The sequence below is a fragment of the Prauserella oleivorans genome (assembly GCF_042685745.1).
Classification (GTDB): Bacteria; Actinomycetota; Actinomycetes; order Mycobacteriales; family Pseudonocardiaceae; genus Prauserella_A; species Prauserella_A oleivorans.
The window spans coordinates 880,944-901,300 of the sequence record NZ_JBHUNT010000001.1 but is presented as its reverse complement, the minus strand read 5'-3'; the positions used below and the strand labels follow the sequence as shown (position 1 = coordinate 901,300).

20 protein-coding genes are annotated in these 20,357 nt (G+C 70.6%); 12 read left to right on the top strand and 8 right to left on the bottom strand.

Annotated elements, in window-relative coordinates; translation table 11 throughout:
* Positions 1–14: 14 nt before the first annotated feature.
* From ACFSZT_RS04430 to ACFSZT_RS04410, 5 genes are all read right to left on the bottom strand, one after another.
* Positions 15–809: an amino acid ABC transporter ATP-binding protein gene (locus ACFSZT_RS04430; RefSeq protein WP_377395877.1), complete on the bottom strand. Its 795-nt coding sequence runs from the start codon at positions 807–809 to the stop codon at positions 15–17.
* On the bottom strand, positions 806–1,615 hold the full coding sequence (locus ACFSZT_RS04425) for an amino acid ABC transporter permease (protein ID WP_377395875.1): 810 nt from the start codon (positions 1,613–1,615) through the stop codon (positions 806–808). Before ACFSZT_RS04425 ends, ACFSZT_RS04430 begins: the two co-directional genes overlap by 4 nt.
* Positions 1,616–1,772: 157 nt before the next feature.
* Positions 1,773–2,594 (bottom strand): transporter substrate-binding domain-containing protein, encoded by an 822-nt coding sequence (locus tag ACFSZT_RS04420; protein WP_377395872.1) that lies wholly within the window; start codon positions 2,592–2,594, stop codon positions 1,773–1,775.
* Between the two features lie 188 nt (positions 2,595–2,782).
* A complete protein-coding gene (locus ACFSZT_RS04415) occupies positions 2,783–3,826 on the bottom strand; it encodes a FecCD family ABC transporter permease (RefSeq protein ID WP_377395869.1) in 1,044 nt (347 codons plus the stop codon).
* Positions 3,823–4,851, bottom strand: coding sequence for a FecCD family ABC transporter permease (locus tag ACFSZT_RS04410; protein ID WP_377395866.1), 1,029 nt, complete (start codon positions 4,849–4,851; stop codon positions 3,823–3,825). Before ACFSZT_RS04410 ends, ACFSZT_RS04415 begins: the two co-directional genes overlap by 4 nt.
* 34 nt (positions 4,852–4,885) lie before the next feature.
* On the opposite strand from ACFSZT_RS04410, the gene ACFSZT_RS04405 reads away from it, so the two are divergent.
* The 6 genes from ACFSZT_RS04405 (at position 4,886) to ACFSZT_RS04380 (ending at position 10,210) form a co-directional block, all read left to right on the top strand.
* A complete protein-coding gene (locus ACFSZT_RS04405; RefSeq protein WP_377395863.1) occupies positions 4,886–5,887 on the top strand; it encodes an ABC transporter substrate-binding protein in 1,002 nt (333 codons plus the stop codon).
* A 64-nt stretch (positions 5,888–5,951) separates the two neighbouring features.
* Positions 5,952–6,527 (top strand): biotin transporter BioY, encoded by a 576-nt coding sequence (locus tag ACFSZT_RS04400; protein WP_377395859.1) that lies wholly within the window; start codon positions 5,952–5,954, stop codon positions 6,525–6,527.
* On the top strand, positions 6,524–7,786 hold the full coding sequence (locus tag ACFSZT_RS04395) for a class I adenylate-forming enzyme family protein (protein WP_377395856.1): 1,263 nt from the start codon (positions 6,524–6,526) through the stop codon (positions 7,784–7,786). The genes ACFSZT_RS04400 and ACFSZT_RS04395 overlap by 4 nt, the downstream gene beginning before the upstream one ends.
* Positions 7,783–8,931, top strand: coding sequence for a thiolase family protein (locus ACFSZT_RS04390; RefSeq protein WP_377395853.1), 1,149 nt, complete (start codon positions 7,783–7,785; stop codon positions 8,929–8,931). The genes ACFSZT_RS04395 and ACFSZT_RS04390 overlap by 4 nt, the downstream gene beginning before the upstream one ends.
* Positions 8,928–9,602, top strand: coding sequence for an energy-coupling factor ABC transporter ATP-binding protein (locus ACFSZT_RS04385; RefSeq protein ID WP_377395850.1), 675 nt, complete (start codon positions 8,928–8,930; stop codon positions 9,600–9,602). The genes ACFSZT_RS04390 and ACFSZT_RS04385 overlap by 4 nt, the downstream gene beginning before the upstream one ends.
* Entirely contained in the window at positions 9,599–10,210 is a 612-nt protein-coding gene (locus tag ACFSZT_RS04380) for an energy-coupling factor transporter transmembrane component T family protein (RefSeq protein ID WP_377395847.1), read from the top strand. Before ACFSZT_RS04385 ends, ACFSZT_RS04380 begins: the two co-directional genes overlap by 4 nt.
* A gap of 144 nt (positions 10,211–10,354) precedes the next feature.
* Here ACFSZT_RS04380 and ACFSZT_RS04375 read toward each other — a convergent pair whose 3' ends face one another.
* From ACFSZT_RS04375 to ACFSZT_RS04365, 3 genes are all read right to left on the bottom strand, one after another.
* Positions 10,355–10,597, bottom strand: a complete 243-nt coding sequence (locus tag ACFSZT_RS04375) for an HNH endonuclease signature motif containing protein (RefSeq protein WP_377396335.1) — start codon at positions 10,595–10,597, stop codon at positions 10,355–10,357.
* Positions 10,486–11,469 (bottom strand): DUF222 domain-containing protein, encoded by a 984-nt coding sequence (locus ACFSZT_RS04370; protein ID WP_377395844.1) that lies wholly within the window; start codon positions 11,467–11,469, stop codon positions 10,486–10,488. The genes ACFSZT_RS04375 and ACFSZT_RS04370 overlap by 112 nt, the downstream gene beginning before the upstream one ends.
* 540 nt (positions 11,470–12,009) lie before the next feature.
* Positions 12,010–13,413 carry a M20/M25/M40 family metallo-hydrolase gene (locus tag ACFSZT_RS04365; protein ID WP_377395842.1) on the bottom strand — a complete coding sequence of 468 codons (1,404 nt, stop codon included), beginning with the start codon at positions 13,411–13,413 and terminating at the stop codon, positions 12,010–12,012.
* Between the two features lie 147 nt (positions 13,414–13,560).
* Between ACFSZT_RS04365 and ACFSZT_RS04360 the strand changes: the two genes are divergently transcribed.
* The 6 genes from ACFSZT_RS04360 (at position 13,561) to ACFSZT_RS04335 (ending at position 20,347) form a co-directional block, all read left to right on the top strand.
* The gene (locus tag ACFSZT_RS04360) at positions 13,561–14,349 is read left to right on the top strand and encodes an ABC transporter ATP-binding protein (RefSeq protein ID WP_377395839.1); all 789 of its coding nucleotides are present in this window, start codon (positions 13,561–13,563) and stop codon (positions 14,347–14,349) included.
* Positions 14,337–15,113: an ABC transporter ATP-binding protein gene (locus ACFSZT_RS04355; RefSeq protein ID WP_377395836.1), complete on the top strand. Its 777-nt coding sequence runs from the start codon at positions 14,337–14,339 to the stop codon at positions 15,111–15,113. Before ACFSZT_RS04360 ends, ACFSZT_RS04355 begins: the two co-directional genes overlap by 13 nt.
* Positions 15,110–16,948 (top strand): AMP-dependent synthetase/ligase, encoded by a 1,839-nt coding sequence (locus ACFSZT_RS04350; protein WP_377395833.1) that lies wholly within the window; start codon positions 15,110–15,112, stop codon positions 16,946–16,948. The genes ACFSZT_RS04355 and ACFSZT_RS04350 overlap by 4 nt, the downstream gene beginning before the upstream one ends.
* Before the next feature lie 112 nt (positions 16,949–17,060).
* The gene (locus tag ACFSZT_RS04345; protein WP_377395830.1) at positions 17,061–17,957 is read left to right on the top strand and encodes a branched-chain amino acid ABC transporter permease; all 897 of its coding nucleotides are present in this window, start codon (positions 17,061–17,063) and stop codon (positions 17,955–17,957) included.
* Entirely contained in the window at positions 17,957–19,051 is a 1,095-nt protein-coding gene (locus tag ACFSZT_RS04340) for a branched-chain amino acid ABC transporter permease (protein ID WP_377395827.1), read from the top strand. Before ACFSZT_RS04345 ends, ACFSZT_RS04340 begins: the two co-directional genes overlap by 1 nt.
* A 15-nt stretch (positions 19,052–19,066) precedes the next feature.
* Entirely contained in the window at positions 19,067–20,347 is a 1,281-nt protein-coding gene (locus ACFSZT_RS04335; protein ID WP_377395824.1) for an ABC transporter substrate-binding protein, read from the top strand.
* The last annotated feature ends 10 nt before the right edge of the window (positions 20,348–20,357 follow it).

The following is a 20,357-nucleotide window of genomic DNA, read 5'->3' as shown; positions in this document are numbered from 1 at the left end:
CTGTCCGTGCGGCGCTACTCGTCGACGTGCACCGGGTTGAGCACGCGGTGCAGGAACGACTGGGTGCGCTCGTGTTCCGGCGCGCCGATCACCTGCGCCGGCGGGCCCTGCTCCACCACGACGCCGCCGTCCATGAACAGCACCTTGTCGGCCACCTCACGGGCGAACTGCATCTCGTGTGTCACCACGAGCATGGTCATGCCCTCCACCGCGAGCTGCCGCATCACCGCGAGCACGTCGCCGACGAGCTCCGGGTCCAGCGCCGAGGTCGGCTCGTCGAACAGCATCACCGCGGGCTGCATCGACAGCGCCCGGGCGATCGCCACCCGCTGCTGCTGGCCGCCCGAGAGCTGGTCCGGCATCGAGTGGGCCTTCTCCTCGAGCCCGACCTTGCGCAGGTTCTCCCTGGCGATGGCCTCCGCCTCCGCCTTGTCGCGCTTGAGGACCTTGCGCTGGGCGACGGTGAGGTTGTCGAGCACCGAGAGGTGACCGAACAGGTTGAAGCTCTGGAAGACCATGCCGATCGTGCGCCGGGCCTTGTCGATGTCGACATCGGGATCGGTCATCTCGAAACCGTTGACCACGACGCTGCCGGAGTTCGGCTCCTCGAGCAGGTTCACGCAGCGCAGCAGCGTCGACTTGCCCGAACCGGACGGGCCGATGATGCACACGACCTCGCCCCGCCGGACGGTCATGTCGATGCCCTTGAGCACCTCGAGCCTGCCGAACGCCTTGTGCAGCCCGGTCACCTCGACGATCGGGTCGGTACTCACCGCGCCATCCGCACTCATCGCTCCATGGGTGCTCATGCCGTCACCTTCAGTCCTTCGTCCTGCTTCCGGCCGCCCCGGCGCTCGAGGTACCGCGAGAGGTAGCCGAGCGGCACGGTGATGATGAGGTAGCACAGGCCGGCGAGCAGGATCGGGGTCAGCGAGTTGGTCTGGTTCAGGCCTTCCCGGCCGAACTTCGCCAGCTCGTACTCGTCGCGCACGAGGCCCAGCAGGTAGATCAGCGACGAGTCCTTGGTGAGCAGGATCAGCTCGTTGGTCAGCGGCGGCAGGATGATCCGGAACGCCTGCGGGATCACCACGGTGACCGTGGTCCTGGCCTGTGACATGCCGAGCGAGCGCGCGGCCTCGATCTGACCCTTCGGCACCGCCTGGATGCCGGCCCGCAGCGTTTCGGCGATGTAGGCCGAGCCGACCAGGCCGAGCGCGATGGCCGCGGTCGAGTAGATGTCGAACCGCAGGTTGAACGCCAGCGGCACACCGAAGCCGAGCGCGATGAACACCAGCAGCGCGGGAATGCCGCGGAAGAACTCGATGTAGAGCGTCGCGATCCAGCGGTAGGGCCCCACCGACGACAGCTTCATGAGGGCGAGCACCAGCCCGATGCCCAGCCCCAGCCCGAACCCGAGTGCCGTGTAGATGATCGTGTTGACCAGCGCGGTCGTCAGGATCTCCGGGAGCTGGGTCGAGGCCGCGTCCACGTTGAAGAAGGCGTCTCTGATCCGGCCCCAGTCGGCGAACACCGCCAGGAGCACGATAGCGAGCACGAGCACGCCGTACTGGACACCGCGGAATGTCTGCGCGCGCTTACGCCGCGACATCGCCATGAGTCTGACTCCTCGAAACAACTCGCGGGCGAGGAGCCGGGCAGATCCGTGCCCGGCTCCTCACCGGCGAAACGCAGTCGGTGGGCTACTGACCAAGTACTGTTTCACACCGGCCGGCGGTCACGTGACGCGTGGCCACCGGCCGGCACCGCTGCGATCAGTTGCTCTGCGGCTTCTTGCCGAACCACTTCTCGTAGATCCGGTCGTAGGTGCCGTCCTGCTTCGCCCGGTCGATCACCTCGTTGATCTTCGCGCGCAGCGCACCGTTGCCGGTCTTGACGGCGATGCCGTACTGCTCGCCGGTCTCGAACTCGGCCGTGACCTCGGTGTCCGGGTTCTGCTTGACGAAGTCGTAGAGCACGGAGTTGTCGTTGATCGCCGCGTCGACCTGGCCGGTCTTCACCGCGGTCTGCAGCAGCGCGAGGTCCTCGAACTGCCGGGTGGTGTAGCCGTACTTGGCCTTGTTCTGCTCGGCGTAGTCCTCGCCGGTGGTGCTGAGCTGCACGCCGAGCGTCTTGCCCCGGAGCTGCTCGAGGCCCTGGATGCCGGAGCCCTTCTTCACGAGCAGCGCCTGGTTGGCGTCGAAGTAGCCCTTCGAGAAGTCCATCACCCGGTCGCGCTTGTCGTTGATGGTGATGGCGGCGGCGGCCAGGTCGCACTGACCGGTGTTGAACGACTGGCCCGATTCGATGCCCTCGAAGCTGGTGTCGAAGATCGACTGCTCGACTCCGAGGTCCTTGGCGACCAGGTCCACGATGTCCACGTCGAACCCGACGGTCTGGCCGTTCTGGGTGAACTGGAACGGCGGGTAGGGCAGGTGGGTGCAGGTGGTGAGCTGGCCCTCGTTGATGAGCTGGACCTCTTCACCGGCCTGGGACTGCCCGCCGGTGTTGACCTCTTCCGCGCAGCCCGCCACGGTGGCAGCGAGCGCCAGTGCGGGGAGCAGGACAAGCGCCCGGAGGTTGGTTCGACGCGCCACTGTGTCACTCCTAGTAATGCAAACTGGTCGAGTCAACGCATACTGCCACTCCAACGAGGTGGTTAACAGCACCAGGGTCGTTACGGAGCGGTTTCATCCGCGATCCCGCTCGATGTCACGCCACCATGCGCGATGAGCTACTCACGCAGCGGTGTTCTGCCGCGGAGTGATTTCCGGCGAGGGCATCGTCACGGGCGGCGGGACGTCCGCACGCGAGGTCTCGGTGCAGCCGACACGGCTCGGGCGGGACGGCGGCCCAGCACGAGGAACCACGCGAGGTAGGCACCGCCGAGCGCCGAGGTCACCACGCCCACCGGCAGCAGCGAGGAGTCCAGCAGCCGTTGGCCGAGGTAGTCGGCGGCGACGACCAGCAGGGTTCCCATGGCCGCGGAGGGCACCAGGTTCGGCCCGGGCCGCCGGGTGAGCCGCTTCGCCAGCTGCGGGGCGGCGAGCGCGACGAACGGGATCGGGCCCGCCGTCGCCACCGCGACCGCGGTGAGCCCGACCGCCACCACGAACAGCACCCGCCGTACGCGGTCGACGTCCACACCGATGCCGATGGCGGTCTCGTCGCCCATCTCGAGCATTCGCAGGGACCGGCCGTGGAGCAGCACCACCGGGAGGAGCACCAGCACCGCCGCGCCGATGGGCGGCAGGTAGCTCCAGTCGCGGCCCGCGAGGTTGCCGACCTGCCAGGTGACCGCCTGTGCCGCGACCTCGACGGTCGCGCGCGTGAGCAGGTAGGCGTTGACCCCGAGCAGCACCGTGCTCACGCCGACGCCGACCAGCACCAGCCGGTCGCTGCGCAGCCCCCGGCTGCCGCACAACACGGACACGAGCACGCCCGTGAGCAGGCCGCCGGCCACCGCGCCGAGCGCCACGGTGAGCGTGCCCGCCCCGATGAGGGCGATGGCGGCGACCCCTCCGGTGGCCGAGCCCGCAGTGAAGCCGATGATGTCCGGGCTGCCCAGCGGGTTACGCGTGAGGGTCTGGAAGACCGCGCCCGCGACGGCCAGCGCGACGCCCACGAGCAGGGCGACCAGGACCCGTGGCAGCCGCTGCTCGGTGACGATGAGGTAGTCGCCCTTGGTGCCGTACCCGGCGAGCGTGCGCAGCACCTCGCCCGGTGTCAGGGCGTAGTCGCCGGTACCGATGGACAGCACCACGAGCGCGGCCGTCGCCAGCAGCAGGCAGGCGATCACGACGGCAGGCCGGACCCGGCGGGCGGTCACCGGTTCACCGTCCTCAACCGGCGGACCAACAAGACGAACACGATCCCGCCCACGATGTCGGTGACGATACCGACCTGCAGTTCGGCCGGGCTGGCGAGCAGCCTGCCCAGCACGTCACAACCGAGCAGCACCACGGGCGCGGCGAGCACCGACAGCCCGAGCACCCAGCGTTCGTCCTGGCCCGCGACCAGGCGGACCAAGTGCGGCACCATCAGCCCGACGAACGCGATCGGCCCGCAGGCCGCCGTCGCCGTGGCGGCGAGAAGCCCGACCGCGACGATGCTCGTGAGCCGGATGACGGCCGGATTGGCGCCCAGCCCCTGGGCGGCGTCGTCGCCGAGCGAGAGGGCGTTGAGCGCTCTGCCGAGCAGCAACGCGAGCACGACGCCGACCACGAAGAACGGCACGAGGCCGCCGAGCGCGGCCAGGTCCCGGTTGGCGAGCGAGCCGACCAGCCAGAACCGCATCTGGTCGAGCGTGTGGGTGTCGATCACCTGCATCGCCTGGTTGACGCCGACGAAGGCCGCCTGGATCGCGATGCCCGCCAGCGCGAGCCGCATCGGGCTCGACGCGCCGCGCCCACCGCCGATGGCGTAGACGAGCGCGGTGGCGCCGAGTGAGCCGACGAACGCGAACCACACCAGCCCGGACGGCGCAGTGATGCCGAAGACGGTCGAGGCGAACACGATGAGCACCGCCGCGCCGTGGTTGATGCCGAGCAGGCCCGGTTCGGCGATCGGGTTGCGGGTCACCGCCTGCATGAGCGCCCCGGCCAGCCCCAGCGCCATGCCGGCGCCGATGCCCAGCAGCGTCCTCGGCAGACGGGTGTCGCGCACCACGACGTCGGCGTAGCTTCCGTCGTAGGCGAACAGCGCATGGAGCACCTCGCCCAGCGAGAGCCGGTTCGAGCCGAGCGCGATGGACGCCGCGATGACCATCGCCAGCGCGACGACGACCACCACCAGCGCGGCCACCCGGGTGCCGCGGCGAGTCCGGCGCGTGGTGGGCGCCGACGTCACAACCATGGCGTTTAGGGTAAGGCCAGGCTAACCTCACGCCATGACCAGGCTCGCAGATATTTCCCGCCGCCGGTTTCTCGGCGGAGCCCTCGCCTTCGGCGCGACGGCAACCCTGGCCGCGTGCGGCTACCAGGAGGAGTCCGGCGGAGCCGGTTCCGACTCCGGGAACACGTGGTCCTACACCGACGACCGGGGCCGCAAGCTGGACGGTCCCCGGCCACAGCGCATCGTCGCCCAGGTGACGGCGGCGGCCGCGCTGTGGGAGTTCGGCGTCCGGCCGATCGGCATCTTCGGCCCCTCGAAACTGCCCAACGGCCAGAAGGATCCGCAGGTCGGCAACGTCGACGTGAACCGCGTCCAGTCGCTGGGCAACGTCTGGGGCGAGTTCAACTACGACCGCTACGTCAGCCTGAATCCCGACCTGCTCGTCAGCGTGATGTACCTGCGCAACGAGCTCTGGTACGTGCCGGAGGAGCAGGCGGGCCAGATCGAGAAGGTGGCGCCGACGATCGGCGTCAACCTCGCCGGTGTCTCGATGCCCGACGGCATCGAGAAGTTCCGCACGCTCGCGCAGAAGCTCGGCGGCGACGTCGACGCGCCCTCGGTCACCCAGGCCAAGCAGGCCTGGGACCGGGCCGACGCCGAGTTCGGCGCCACCGTGTCGGCCACACGCGGCAAGAAGCTGATGCTCGCCTCGGCGACCCAGGACGGCATGTACGTGGGCAACGCGCAGGGCTTCCCGTCGAGCAAGCACCTGGCGGACAAGGGGCTGACGTTCGTCGAGCCGGCCGCCCCCGGCGACGGCAACTACTGGGAGCAGCTCAGCTGGGAGAACGCCGGCAAGTACCAGGCCGACGCCATCCTGCTGGACAGCCGCTTCGGCAACCTCCAGCCCCGCGACCTCACCGCGTTCCCGACCTGGCAGCAGCTGCCTGCCGTCAAGGCGGGCAACGTGTTCGCGTGGAACCCGGAGACGCCGTTCTCCTACCGGGCCGCGACAGAGCAGCTCAACCGTCTGGCGCGGGATCTCAAGCAGATCTGAGGCCGGGCCGAGGGTGACGTACGTCTATTCGGACTACCCAGTGGGGCGGGTTACCTTGCCAGACGTGCCTGCACCACGTGTCTCGCTGCCCGGCGCGGACCTCGCCCGCGTCGTCGTGTTCGCCGCGTTCATCGCCGTGCTCGGGATCTTTCCGGGGTTCTACGTCGGCGGTTCCGGCGTGCCGATCATCATCCAGAACGCCGGACCGCTGCTCGTCGGCACGATCCTGGGCGCTCGCCGCGGCACGGCGGCGGTCGTGCTGATGCTCGCGCTCACCGCCATCGGGCTGCCGCTGCTCTCCGGTGGGCGTGGCGGGCTCGCCCCGTTCGTGGGGCCGAGCGGCGGCTTCCTGTTCGGCTGGATCCTCTCCGCGCTCGTGGCCGGCCTGATCGTTCAGCGCTCGGAGCGGCCGGGGCTGCCGGTGCTGCTCCTCGCGACGTCGGCGGGTCTGCTAGCCGACTACGCCATCGGCATCCCGTTCCTCGGGGCGTACACGGGCGACCTCGGCGCCGCCGCGGTGCAGTCGCTGGTGTTCGTGCCCGGTGACCTCGGCAAGGTGGCGGCGACCGCGCTGATCGCCGCCGTCGTGCACCGTGCGCTGCCCGGCACCCTGGCACGTCCGGCGGCGCGCAGCGAGTGAACACGCCCCCGGTGCTCGGCGGTGCCACACCGCCCGCCGACCTGCTGGCGACCGCGCACGGGGCGGCCGCCTGGCTCGCTCGCCAGGGTGTCACCGAGGGTTCGCGGATCGCGGTCGACTCGCCCGACGTGCTGCCTTGGCTGCTCGGCGCCGACCTGCTGGGCGCCGCGACCCTGGTCACCGAGCCGACCTGGACACACCGCGAGCGCGAGGCCGTGCTCCAGGATGCGGCGCCGTCGCTCGTGGTGAGCGGCACGCCCGCTCCCGCCGGCAGTGTCGAGCCGTGCGGCGGCGACCCGCACTTCTACCTGCCGACGACGTCGGGGAGCAGCGGCAGGCCCAAGGTCGGGATCCGCACACGGGCGTCGTGGCTGCGCAGTTTCGCGGCCCTCGGTCACGTCCGGGGCCCGGTGCTCGTGGCGGGCCCGTTGAGCTCGTCGCTGTTCCTCTTCGGCGCTCTGCACACGCTGTGGTGCGCAGAGCGTCTGTGGCTGCGCCCGCGCTGGGACCCGGGCGAGGCACGTCACGCTTGTGCCGTCCACGTGGTGCCCGCGATGCTGGCCGACCTCGTCGCCGACGCCGAACGCAGGCCCGGCTCCTCGGCGCTCGGCACCGTGGTGTGCGGGGGCGCCCACGTGGCCCCCGAGCTGCGCAAGCGGTTCGCCCGGGCCTTCCCCGGGGCCCGGCTCGTGGAGTACTACGGCTCTGCCGAGCATTCGCTCATCGCGATACGGCGCGACGACGGCGCGCTTCGCCCGGTGCCCGGGGTGGAGCTCGATGTCCGCGACGGCGTTTTGTGGGTGCGCTCGCCGCTCGCCTTCAGCGGCTACCTGCGCGAGGGCGTGCTCGATCCGGCGCCGGAGTGGTCGAGCGTCGGAGACCGGGTGGAGTTGTCCGAACAGGACGGGCTCGTGGTGCGCGGCCGGGGCTCGGCCGTCGTGTCCAGCGGCGGCACGCTCGTGCCCGCCGAAGAGGTCGAGGCGGTGCTGCGTACGGTCGCCGGCGTGGACGACGTGGTGGTGACGGGCACGCCGCATCCACGCCTGGGCGAGCTGGTGACGGCGGTGGTGCAGGCGCGGCGGCCACCCGCGCTGCGCGATCTGCGTGCGGCCGCGCGGGCATCGCTGCGGCCCGGGCTGCGGCCCCGGCGCTGGCTGGTCACGACGGCGCTGCCGCGCACGGCGTCCGGCAAACCGGCCCGCGCCGAGGCGGCCGAGCGGTTGCGCGACGGCACGCTCGCCGCGGAGCCCCTGACATGACCGTCGGCCCTGGCCTGACCGCCGACGTTGGCCCGACCGCTGACACCACGCCGGTCGTCGTCGCGGCCCGCCGCACGCCCATCGGTACCGCAGGTGGCGCGTTGCGCCGGTTCACTGTCGACGAGCTCGCCGCGCCCGTGCTGCGTGCGGTCCTCGACGACGCGGGCCTGGACACGGTCGACGACGTCGTGCTCGGCAACGTGTTCGGCCCGGGCGGCAACCCCGCTCGTGTGGCGGCGTTGCGGGCGGGGCTGGACGTGGCCGTGCCGGGCGTGACCGTCGACCGGCAGTGCGCGAGCGGGCTCGCCGCGATCACCACGGCCGCGGCGTGCATCCGCGCCGGCGAGGGGGAGGCGTACCTCGCGGGTGGGGTGGAAAGCGCGTCGACGGCGCCCTACCGCGCGTGGCGTACCGAACCGCCGACCTGGTACACGCGCGCCCCGTTCGCCCCTGCCGAGCTGGGCGACCCCGACATGGGCCCGGCCGCCGACCTCGTCGCCGCCGAGGCGGGGATCTCCCGAGCCCGGCAGGACGCGTTCGCCGCCCGCAGCCACGCCCGCGCCGTGCAGGCGCAGCGTGCCGGCCGGTTCGACCGGGAGCTGGTGCCGGTCGGCGACGTCACCGCCGACGAACGGCCACGCGCCGGATTCACGGTCGAGCGGCTCGCGCGGTTCCGGCCCGCCTTCACACCGGATGGCACGGCGACAGCGGCCAACTCGTGCGGGGTCAACGACGGCGCGGCCGCCGTGCTAGTCGTCAGCGAGCGACTGCGACGGGAGCGCGGGCTGCCCGGGTTGCGGCTGGTGGCGTCGGCGACCGCGGCCGTGGATCCCAACCGGCTCGGGCTCGCAGCCGTGCCCGCCATGAAACGCGTACTCGACCGGACGCCGGATGTCGTGGAGTTCAATGAGGCCTTCGCCGGGCAGGCGCTCGCGTGTCTGGACGCGGCGGGTATCGACGAGCATTCCGCGAGTCCCGACGGTGGCGCCATCGCGCTCGGCCACCCCTGGGGAGCGTCGGGCGCGGTGCTCGTGGTGCGCTTGTTCTCGCGGCTGGTGTGCCAGTCCGGCGGGCGATCCGGGCTCGCCGCGCTCTCGGCGGGCGGTGGAGTCGGGGTGGCGACGTTGTGGGAGGTCGTGCGGTGATCGAGTTCGACGGTGTGGGACACCGCTACGGCGACCGCGTCGTGTTGTCCGATGTGGACCTCACGTTGGCGGAGCGGCGGGTGGCCTTCGTCGGCGCCAACGGCTCCGGAAAGTCCACGCTCGCCCGCATGGTCAACGGTCTCGTGCTGCCCACCGAGGGACGCGTTCGCGTCGACGGGCTCGACCCCGGCAAGCAGGGCCGTAAGGTACGGCAGCGGGTCGGTTTCGTGTTCACCAACCCGGACAGCCAGATCGTCATGCCGACCGCCGGCGAGGACGTCGCGTTCTCCCTTCGCGGCAGTAGCTTGTCCAAACAGGAACGCGCGCGGCGAGCCGAGGAGGTGCTCGCCGAGTACGGGCTGAGTGGGTACGCCGATCACCCCGCGCACCAGCTCTCCGGTGGACAGAAGCAGCTGCTCGCGCTGTGCTCGATGCTGGTGCTCGACCCGGACGTGCTGGTCTGCGACGAGCCGACGACCCTGCTCGACCTGCGCAACAAGCGCCGGTTCGCCGACCTGCTCGGCACGCTGCGGCAACAGGTGCTGCTGGTGACGCACGATCTCGACCTGCTCGACGACTTCGAGCGCGTGGTCGTGCTCGACGAGGGCCGGGTAGTGGCCGACGACGAGCCGGAACCGGCACTGCGGTACTACCGGAAGCTGGCACGATGACCCCACTCGGCCTCTACGAGCCCGGCACCAGCCTGTTGCACCGCTCCCCGGCGGGGGCGAAGTTCCTGGCCGTGCTCGCGCTCGCGGCGGTCGTGTTCGTGCTCGACTCGCCACTGTGGCTGGCTGTGCTGTGCGGCGGGCTCGTGCTCGGCTACGCGGTCGCCCGGATCCCGCCGCGGCGCTGGCTGCCGCTGGTGCGCACGCTGGTGGTGTTGTCGGCGTTCGTGTTCGCGTTGCAATGGTGGTTGCTCGGGGCGCACTCGGCGGCCGTGGTGTGCCTGCGGCTCGTGGCCGCGCTGGCGGCGGCGAGTCTATTCACGCTGACCACCCGGGTCGACGACATGGTGTCTACTGTGGAGCGTGCGGCGGGGCCGTTGCGCCGGTTCGGGGTGCGACCACAGACCATCGGCCTGCTGGTCGGGCTCACCGTGCAGGCGGTGGCGACCCTGTCCGGCATCGCGAGTGAGGTCCGCGACGCCGCGAAGGCACGCGGCGCGCAACAGTCGGTGACGGCGTTCGCCGTGCCGTTCCTCGTCCGCACCCTCCGCCACGCCGACGAGCTCGGCGAGGCACTGGCCGCGAGAGGTGCCGTCGACCGCGACCGCTGAGTGCGGGCGGGTCGCCGGTCGAGTGGCCGCACATGCCTGCGGGGGATGGCAAGGTCCGTCTGGAGCCGGGCTGAGCGCGGCGCGGGTGAGTACCGGCACCCATGGAGGTGGCTGTGCGCGCTACGACGGTGCCGAGTGTCGCCGCTACGGCGGGGGTTGCGGCGATCGGTAGGTGTGGCCGGTCGGGGTGGTGATGTGCCGGCTTCCGGTGTCGGTGAGGTGGAAGTGCCAGCCGGGGGTGTGTTTGGTGCGGTGGTGGCGTCGGCACAGGCCGATCAGGTTGGCCGTGCTGGTCTCACCGCCACGCTGGTACGGGACGACGTGGTCGAGGTCGCTGTAGTGCGCAGGGCGGTGGCAGGTCGGGAACCGGCACTCCCGGTCCCGGATCGTGACGTGGTCGGCGGTGACGGCGGGCGGCCGGTAGCGGGTGCGGCCGACATCGACAGGGGCCCGGTGTGGGAGTCGGTGATGATCCGCCGCCAGGTCGAGTTCGGGTCGAACGCGATCGCCCGCGCGATGGAGGCGGGCAGCGGTCCGTGCCCCGCGAGCTCGGCCGGGTTGGTCGACAGGCCAACCAGCGAGGCGAGGTCGATGTACACGAAGATCTCCACCCTCGATGAGCCACCACCCGGAGTCCGGCTGAGCAGGAGATCGGCGAACACGTCCGCCCGCAGCTGATCCATGGTCCGCTGGTCACCGGCGTTGCGCAGCGCGCGGGCACACCGATCGATGCGCGCATCCGCGGCCGAGGCCACCTCGGCCGGGAGGTCGGCGGTCAGCGTGGCCATCGCATCATCGCCGTGCCGCAACTCCACCCGCCGTTCCCGCCGCCGCGCCTCCGCCCGCGCCGCGGCACCCTCCGGGTCGACCTTGTGCACGGTCCGGCTGACCATCCGCCGAATCGACGACGGATCCCGCCCGGCCAAGCGCCCAGCCACCGCCGCATCCACCTCGCGCGCCATGTCATCGGACAACACCGAGGTCGGCTCCGAGACCTTCGACGCCTTGTACAAATCAATGTCACCCCGCGACAATGCATCCAACGTTTCCGGCAACCGGGTCACCAAATCCCGCGCCAACCCTACGTTGATCCGGGCAGAATTCTCCGAAACCGCCAACCCCAGCGCCACTTCCGACGCCACATCGGCAGCATCATCCCGCGACGCCGAATACTCCGCCAAAGCCCGCGCCTGCAACGCCTGCAGCCGAGCGATCTCGCGCTCCAGCTCGACCAGGCGCTCGATAGAACTTTCCCCCATGCCCACAATTCTACCGGGAAATACCGAATCATATGAGTGAAGCCGCAAACAACGGAACGTGACCACGAAACCCGTTCCGTGGGGAACTGCCGCTAACCACCAGACAATGCATGGTGATGCGTGGAGCGGCAGTTTCCCACGGCGCGCCGAAGGCATGCTTGAAACCCAACCACCCAATCAACCCGGTAACCGCAATCCGCGGCAGGCACGAACATAAGACGAGGAAAAGCAACACTACGCCCGAGAACAGGCGAGGCGCCGACTCCTACCGCCGGCGAGGCGACCCAACGGCCAACGACGGCAACGCGAATGGCCGACACGACCACCGGAACGACCAACACGACGACACAAACGCCCGACACAGCTACCGGAACGGCCGACACGGCGACACAAACCGCAGACACGGCTACCGGAACGGCACACACGCGGCCGTCCACCGTCCACCCCTACCCGGCCACCGGCCGCCCCGCGCCACCCGGCCACCCACACCGCCTCGGCCACCCGAAGCGCACCAAACGCGCGCCGCCTACGGGCCCATGCTCACCCGCGGGCGTGGGCGTCCAGGATCCGGGCCACTGCCTCGGTCACACGCTGGGCCTGTCCGAGGTGGAGCCACTCGTCGGGCACGTGGGCGTTGGAGTCGGGGCCGAGCGCGCCGGTGACGAGGAACTGGGCCTCCGGGTACTTCTCACCGAGCAGGCCCATGAACGGGATCGAGCCGCCGAGGCCGACGCTGCGCCACGGGTTGCCGAAGACGTCGCGGCTGACCTGCTCCAGGGCCTCCGCGAGCCACGGAGCCGCCTCGGGGGCGTTCCAGCCGCCGGCGGCCTCGGTGCCGGTGAGCTCGACGGTCGCGCCGTAGGGCACATCCGTGGTGAGCGCCTTCTCGATGGCGGCGAGCGCGGCGGCGGAGTCGGCCGTGGGCGGCAAGCGAAAGCTCAGGGCGAGCGTGGTGTGGTCACGCAGCACGTTCCCGGCGTCGGCGGGCAGCGGCATGCCCTCGGCGCCGATCACCGACAACGTCGGCCGCCAGCTGTTGTTCAGCAACAGCTCCAGCTCGTCGTCCGCGACCGGGCGGGTCGATCCGTGCAGCGGGAACGACTTACGCACCGCACCGGGCGCGACCTCGGCAGTCGCCCTGGCCTCGCCGATGCGGTTGGCGGGGATCTCGACGTTGCACTCGGGCAACCTGATCTCGCCGGTCTCGGCGTTCTCGACCCGGTCGAGCAGCTGCCGGAGGATGCGGAACGAGCTCGGCACCACACCGCTCGCCAGGCCGGAGTGCTGCGCCGAGTCGAGCACCCGCACGGTGAGGTGCACCTGCGCGAGCCCCCGCAGCGATGTCGTGAGCCAGAGCCGCTCGTAGTCGTTGCCGCCGGAATCGAGGCACACCACGAACGTCACGCGGCCGAGCCGCTCGGTGAGGTGTTCCAGGTAGGCCGGCAGGTCGGGGCTACCGGACTCCTCGCCGGTTTCCAGCAGCACCACGGCCCGCGCGTGCGCGCCGCCCGCCGCGCGGACGGCCTCGAGCGCCGCCGTGGCCGCGTACCCCGCGTACCCGTCGTCGGCGGAACCGCGACCGTAGAGCTTGCCGTCCTCGATCACCGGCTTCCACGGCCCGAGCCCGTCGGACCAGCCGCCCACGGGGGGCTGCTTGTCGAGGTGGCCATACAGCAGCACGGTGCCCTTGTCCTCGGCGCCCGGGGTGGCCGGGACGTCGAGCAACAGCACCGGACTGCGGCCTTCGAGGCGCACGACGTCCACGGTCGCGCCCGGGATCCGGCGGGCGCTCATCCACTCGCGGACGTGGTCCACGGCCGCGTCCAGCTGTCCCGACCGCGCCCAGTCCTTGTCGAAAGCGGGCGAGAGGGCGGGAATCTCCACCAGGCCGGAGAGGCTGGGCAGGACGTCGTTCGTCCACAACCCACGGACTGTGTCACTCACGGTCAACTGTTCCACCGTTCCATCCTGCCACCGGGCGAAAGGTCACAGTTCGGCTCCGCCCGTTGTGTCGCGTTCCGGTCACGCATAGCGTCCCTACCCGTAGTGATCCACATCACATTCGCGCGGGAGGGGTGGATCGTGCGGCCAATGTTGTCCGTGAGCAACCTCGAGGTCGTCTATGACGACGTCGTGCTCGTCCTGCGTGGGCTGAGCCTCGAGGTGCCCTCCGGGTCCGTCGTCGCGCTGCTCGGTGCCAACGGCGCGGGCAAGACGACCCTGCTGCGCGCTGTCACCGGACTGCTGGTCCCGCACCGCGGCAAGATCACCAAGGGCACGGTGCGGCTCGACGGCGAGGACATCACCGGCGCCGACCCGGCCGAGGTGGTGCGCAAGGGCATCGCGCAGGTCATGGAAGGCAGACGGATCTTCGCCGAGATCACCGTCGACGAGAACCTGCGCGCGGGCGCCTTCACACGCGGCTCGCGCACCGAGGTCCGCGAGTCCTACGCCCGCGTGCTCGACCTGTTCCCCGTGCTCGCGCAGCGCCGGAAGTCGATCGCGGGTTACCTCTCCGGTGGCGAACAGCAGATGCTCGCCATCGGCAGGGCGCTCATGGCCAGGCCAAGGCTGCTCCTGCTGGACGAGCCGTCGCTCGGGCTCGCGCCCAAGCTCGTGGAGCAGGTGCGCGACATCATCGCCACCATCAACCACCAGGGCACCAGCGTTCTGCTCGTCGAGCAGAACGCCGTGATGGCCCTGTCGATCGCGCACTCCGGCTACGTGCTGGAGACCGGAAAGGTCGTCAAGGACGGTCGCGCGGCCGAGCTGCTCGCCGACTCCGACATCCGCGAGTTCTATCTCGGCGCGGGTCCCGGGGAGCGCCGCTCGTTCGCCGAGGTGAAGAGCTACCGGAGGAAGAAGCGATGGAGCGCGTGAACTCCCTGCTCTCCGTGCGGGACCTGACCTTGCGTTTCGGCGGCGTGACCGCGCTGGACAGCGTGAGCTTCGACGTCGACCGCGGCGAGCTGTTCGCCGTCATCGGGCCGAACGGCGCGGGCAAGACGTCGATCTTCAACTGCCTCAACGGCGTCTACCGGCCCCAGCAGGGCAGCATCACGCTGGACGGCAGGTCCTTGCTGGGCAGGCCTCCGGCCGCCGTGGCCGCGATGGGCGTGGCGCGCACGTTCCAGAACCTCGGCCTGTTCGGGCATCTGACGCTCGTGGAGAACCTCATGCTCGGCAGACACCACCTGATGCGCACCGGGTTCTTCGCCGGCATGTTCTGGTGGGGCCGGGCCAAGCGCGAGGAGATCACGCACCGCGCGGCGGTCGAGGAGATCATCGAGCTGCTCGAGCTGGAGCCGTATCGCAAGATGCCCGCCGGAATGCTGCCCTACGGCGTCGCGAAACGCGCGGAGCTGGGCCGCGCACTCGCGATGGAGCCGCGCCTGCTGCTGCTCGACGAGCCGGTGGCCGGCATGAACCTCGAGGAGACCGAGGACACCGCGCGCTACCTGCTGGAGGTCCGGCGCGAGCTGGGGCTGGCGATGATCCTCGTCGAGCACGACATGAGCCTCGTGATGGACCTCGCCGACCGGGTGCTGGCGCTGGACTTCGGGGTCGCCATCGCCACCGGCAAGCCCAGCGAGATCCAGGACGACCCGCAGGTGGTCGAGGCCTACCTGGGAGGTGCCCGATGACCTCCGATCTCGTGGCCGGCCGGCGCCAGGATTCCACGGCACGCAGGCACACCGGCCCGACGCTGCCGGGCAAGCTGCTCGACAACGCCCGGGAACGCGGCGCCGCCGTCGCCATGCGGGAGAAGTACCGCGGCTACTGGCGCGAGTGGACATGGGCCGACTACGCCCGCCGCGTGGCCTGTGTGGCGGCCGGGCTGCGCGCGCTCGGCGTGGAGCCCGGTAGCCGCGTCGCCATCCACGCGGAGAACCGGCCGGAGTGGGTGATCGCCGACCTCGCGGTGCAGGGGCTGGGCGCGCAGTGCGTCGGCATCTACCCGACCTCCCCCGCCGCGGAGGTGGCCTACCTGCTCGGCCACTCGCGCGCGCAGGTGCTCATCGCCGAGGACGAGGAGCAGCTGGACAAGGCGCTCGCCGTCCGCGACGAGCTGCCGGAGCTGCGGCACATCGTCGTCATCGACCCGCGCGGAGTGAGCCGGAACGATCTGCTGACGTTCGAGGCCCTGGAGCGCCGGGGAGGCGACAGCGGCGACCCGCTCGGCGCCTTCGCCGCCTCGGTCGCCGAGCTGGACCCGGCCGCGCCCGCGATCGTCGTCTACACCTCCGGCACGACGGGGCCGCCGAAGGGCGCAATGCTCTCGCACGCCAACCTCGTGGCGTCGGCGAGCACGTTCGTCGGCGCGCTCGGTGGCTCGGCCAAGGACGAGGTGCTGAGCTACCTGCCGCTGTGCCACATCGCCGAGCGGCTGACGTCGGTGATCGACTCCGTATGGGCGGGCTCGGTGGTGAACTTCGGCGAGGGCGGGGAGTCGTTCGCCCACGACATGCGCGACATCCAGCCGACGGTGTTCCTCGGCGTGCCCCGCGTGTGGGAGAAGATGCTCGCGGGCGTCGAGCTGAAGATGGCGGACGCGTCACGGCTCAAGCGCGTGCTGTACCGGTTCTGTCTGCGGCAGGGCAGGCGGATCGCGCCACGCAGGCAGCGCGGGCGCACGACAACGGGCGACCGGATCGTGCTGGCGCTGTGCGAGCTGCTGGTGTTCCGGGCGCTGCGGGAGAAGCTCGGACTGGTGCGGGTGCGCGTCGCCCTGTCGGGAGCGGCGCCGATCGCCCCGCAGGTGCTGGAGTACCTGTGGGCCATCGGGGTCACCGTGCGCGAGGGCTACGGGCAGACCGAGAACACCGCGGTGTGCACGCTCACGCCCGAGGACGACGTGCGGCTCGGCGCGGTCGGCAAGCCGCTGCCCGGTGTGGAGGTGCGGATCGCCGACGACGGCGAGATCCTCACCCGCTCACCCGGCGTCTTCCTCGGCTACCTGGACGATCCGGCCGCCACCGCCGCGACGATCGAACCCGACGGCTGGCTGCACACCGGCGACGTCGGCGAGCTCGACGAGGACGGCTTCCTGCACATCACCGACCGCAAGAAGGACATCATCATCACCGCCGGCGGCAAGAACGTCTCGCCGTCGGAGATCGAGAACCTGCTCAAGGTCTCGCCCTACATCCGGGAAGCCATGGTGATCGGCGACCGGCGCAAGTACCTCACGGCGCTGATCGGCATCGAGTACGACACCGTCGGCGACTGGGCGCGCAGGCGCGATCTCCCCTACACCACCTACGCGGACCTGTCGGCCAAGCCGGAGGTGCACGAGCTCGTCGAGGGCGTGGTCGACGACGCCAACGCCAAGCTGGCGAATGTGGAGCGGATCAAGCGCTTCACGCTGATCGGCAAGGAGCTCGACCACGAGGGCGGCGAGCTGACGGCGACGCAGAAGGTGAAGCGCAAGGCCATCGAGCAGCGCTTCGGCGCCGAGATCGAGGCGATGTATCGATGACCGCCGAGGCACTCCCTCCCGCCGAGGCGGCGACCAACCCCACCGAGGCACTCCCTCCCGCCGAGGCGGCGACCAACCCCGCCGAGGCACTCCCTCCCGCCGAGGCGGCGACATGACCGAGTTCCTGCAGAACTGCTTCGCCGGGCTGGCGCTCGGCTCCACCTACGCGCTGGTGGCGCTGGGGTTCGTGGTGATCTTCAAGTCCACGGGCGTCATCAACTTCGCGCAGGGTGGCCTGCTGATGCTCGGTGCCTACCTCGGCTACACGTTCTCCAACAATCTCGCCGTCGCGTTCGCGGTCGCGGTGGTGCTGTGCTGCGCGTCGGCGGCGCTGGTGGGCGCGATGTTCGAGCGGATCGTGTTGCGGCGCATGGTGGGGCAGCCGCCGTTCGCGGTCATCATGATCACCATCGGGCTGCTGTTCATCCTGGAGCCCGCCGTCACGGCGATCTGGGGCTTCGACCACAAGCAGGTCAGCAACCCGTGGAACATCCGCACCGTGGAGGCGGGCGGGATCGTCTTCGGTGTCCGGGACCTGTGGACGATCGGGCTCACCGCGGCGGTCGTCGCCGCGTTCTTCGTGTTCTTCCGGTACTCCTCGCTGGGCCTGGCGATGCGGGTCACCGCGTTCGACCCGGAAGCCGCCCTGGCGCAGGGAATCAGCGCCCGGCGCGTGTACGCGACGTCGTGGGCGATCGCGGCGGCGCTCGCGGCGCTGGCCGGCATCCTCATGGCGGCCGGGCCCGGCGGGCTGACCCCGTCGATCGGCGGCATCGCGCTCGCGGCGTTCCCGGCGATGATCCTCGGCGGCATGGACTCGCCCGCCGGTGCGGTGCTCGGCGGGCTGCTCATCGGCCTCGCCGAGGCGTTGACGCGCGGCTACCAGGATCAGCTGTTCCCGTGGGCGGGCGACAACGTGTCGGTGATCGTGCCGTACGTGCTCATGATCGTCATCCTCCTGATCCGTCCCTACGGGTTGCTGGGCACCAAGGAAGTGAGGCGGGTCTGATGGGCGCATACCGCAACGTCACCCGCGGCTACGCCGACGAGCTCCGGCTGTTCGGCAGCCCGGCCTCGCGCGTCGGCCTGGGCATCCTCGTCGTCGGGTTCCTCGTGCTGCCCACGGTGGTGCAGGACGACTTCTGGCTCTCGGTGCTGATCTACGTCGGGATCACCGCAATCGGTGCGATCGGGCTCAACCTGCTCACCGGCTACTGTGGACAGATTTCCCTCGGGCACGCGTTCTTCATCGGCGCGGGTGCCTACGTCGCCGCACGGATCGGCGGCGAGATCGGCCTGCCGCTGGTAGTGTGGCTGCTCGCGGCGGCTGCCATCGGCGCGGTGCTCGGCGGGCTGATCGGGCCGTTCGCGCTGCGGCTGCGCGGGCACTACCTCGCGATCGTCACCCTCGGGCTCGTGTTCATCGGCGAGCACCTGTGGCGCAACCTCACCGGCCTCACCGGCGGCAACTCCGGCACCCCGGTCACGGCGGGCGCGGCCATCGGGCCGGTGGACTTCGGCGCGCTGAACCTGTTCGGCGAGAGCTACTCGCGCAACCAGGGCTGGTTCTGGCTCGTGTGGGCACTCGTCGCACTGGTGGCGCTGCTGGCGAAGAACCTCGTGCGCACGCGGCCGGGCCGGGCGCTGCAGGCGGTGCGCGACCGCGACCAGGCCGCCGAGGTGATCGGCGTGCGAGCGGGCCGGTACAAGATCGGCGCGTTCATGCTCTCCAGCGCCATCGCCGCGACGGCCGGTGCGCTCTTCGGCTCCTACCAGCAGTTCGTGAGCCCCGACGAGTGGAACCTGCTGCTGTCCATTCAGTACATCGCGATCGTGATCGTCGGCGGGCTCGGCACGATCTTCGGCGCCGTGCTCGGCGCCATCTTCGTCGGTGCGCTGCCCGCGTTGATCGACCGGTACAGCGACGCCATTCCCGGCGTGCAGGCCAGCGTGGGCGGCGAGGGTTTCATCAGCGTGTTCACGCTCAATCAGGCCCTCTTCGGCCTGCTCATCGTGTTGTTCCTGGTGTTCGAGCCACGGGGGCTGGCCGGCATCTGGTTGCGGATCAAGGCCTACTTCAAGGCCTGGCCGTTCTCCTACTGACCCCTTGGAGGCGTCATGCAGTGGAAACGAGGGAAAGCGGCGATGGTGCTCGCGGCCACGGCACTGCTGGTGGTCGCGTGCGGTGGAGCCGGGGACGAGGAGCAGTCGGGCGGCGGGCAGGCGGGCCGGCCCGCCACCACGGCCGGGTTCGACGGGTCGACGATCCGGCTCGGTGTGCTGAGTCCGCTGTCCGGTCCGATCGCCGTGATCGGCCAGCCGCTGACCGAGGGCAACCAGGTGTGGTTCGACCACATCAATTCCCGGGGCGGCATCGCGGGCAGGTACAAAGTGGAACTCGTCCAGGAGGACACGCAGTATCAGCCCGACCTCACCGTCCAGCAGTACAACAAGATCAAGGGTGACGTCGTCGCCCTCACCCAGGTGCTCGGCACCGCGCCGACGCTGGCGATCCTGCCGCTGCTGAAGTCGGACCGGATGATCGCCGCCCCGGCCTCGCTCGACGCGATCTGGGTGCGGGAGGAGAACCTCCTGCCGGTCGGGGCGCCCTACCAGATCCAGGCGATCAACTCGATGCACCACTACCTCACCGAGGGCGGCGGCAACCGCAACTCGCGGATCTGCACGATGGTGCAGGACGACGTGTACGGCGAGGCGGGCCAGGAAGGTGTCGAGTTCGCCGCGCGGGAGATGGGCTTCCAGGTCGTCAACAGCCAGAAATTCAAGGTGGGCACCGAGAACTACGCCGGGCAGATCGGGGCGCTGGCGGGTGCCCGCTGCGACATGGTGTTCCTGACGGCCACGCCCACGGACGCGGGCAAGATCTGGGGCACCGCGGCGCAGGCCCAGTTCACGCCGCGGTGGTACGCGCAGTCGCCGAGCTTCGTGGGCGCGTTGACCAAGTCGGCCGTGGCCCCGTACATGCAGCGCTACGTCACGGTCGCCGCCGAGGGCACGGAGTGGGGAGACCGGTCGGTGCCCGGCATGCGGGACATGCTGGCGCGGGTGCAGCGGTTCGCGCCGCAACAGCAGCCGGACTACTACTTCGTGTTCGGCTACAACCAGGCGCGGGCGATGACGGCCGTGCTGGAGAAGGCGGTCGAGAACGGTGACCTCTCGCGCGACGGCGTCCTGAAGGCGAGCCAGGAGATCGGCACGCTCTCCTTCGACGGCGTCGGCGGCGACTACACCTACGGCCCGGCGGCCACGCGCAACCCGCCGCGGTCGACGACGCTGTTCAGCGTGGACCCGAGCAAGCCGTTCGGCCTGTCGACGCTGAAGTACGGCGTCACCTCCGACGCGGCCAGGAAGTTCCAGTTCCAGAAGGCCGACTCCTGACGGCTTCCGG

Bases quoted from the DNA above. Each gene is read 5' to 3' on its own strand.
- ACFSZT_RS04430 (WP_377395877.1), bottom strand. From the start codon at position 809: ATGAGCACCCATGGAGCGATGAGTGCGGATGGCGCGGTGAGTACCGAC.
- ACFSZT_RS04425 (WP_377395875.1), bottom strand. From the start codon at position 1,615: ATGGCGATGTCGCGGCGTAAGCGCGCGCAGACATTCCGCGGTGTCCAG.
- ACFSZT_RS04410 (WP_377395866.1), bottom strand. From the start codon at position 4,851: ATGGTTGTGACGTCGGCGCCCACCACGCGCCGGACTCGCCGCGGCACC.
- ACFSZT_RS04405 (WP_377395863.1), top strand. From the start codon at position 4,886: ATGACCAGGCTCGCAGATATTTCCCGCCGCCGGTTTCTCGGCGGAGCC.
- ACFSZT_RS04390 (WP_377395853.1), top strand. From the start codon at position 7,783: ATGACCGTCGGCCCTGGCCTGACCGCCGACGTTGGCCCGACCGCTGAC.
- ACFSZT_RS04380 (WP_377395847.1), top strand. From the start codon at position 9,599: ATGACCCCACTCGGCCTCTACGAGCCCGGCACCAGCCTGTTGCACCGC.
- ACFSZT_RS04370 (WP_377395844.1), bottom strand. From the start codon at position 11,469: ATGGGGGAAAGTTCTATCGAGCGCCTGGTCGAGCTGGAGCGCGAGATC.
- ACFSZT_RS04360 (WP_377395839.1), top strand. From the start codon at position 13,561: ATGTTGTCCGTGAGCAACCTCGAGGTCGTCTATGACGACGTCGTGCTC.
- ACFSZT_RS04355 (WP_377395836.1), top strand. From the start codon at position 14,337: ATGGAGCGCGTGAACTCCCTGCTCTCCGTGCGGGACCTGACCTTGCGT.
- ACFSZT_RS04350 (WP_377395833.1), top strand. From the start codon at position 15,110: ATGACCTCCGATCTCGTGGCCGGCCGGCGCCAGGATTCCACGGCACGC.
- ACFSZT_RS04345 (WP_377395830.1), top strand. From the start codon at position 17,061: ATGACCGAGTTCCTGCAGAACTGCTTCGCCGGGCTGGCGCTCGGCTCC.
- ACFSZT_RS04340 (WP_377395827.1), top strand. From the start codon at position 17,957: ATGGGCGCATACCGCAACGTCACCCGCGGCTACGCCGACGAGCTCCGG.
- ACFSZT_RS04335 (WP_377395824.1), top strand. From the start codon at position 19,067: ATGCAGTGGAAACGAGGGAAAGCGGCGATGGTGCTCGCGGCCACGGCA.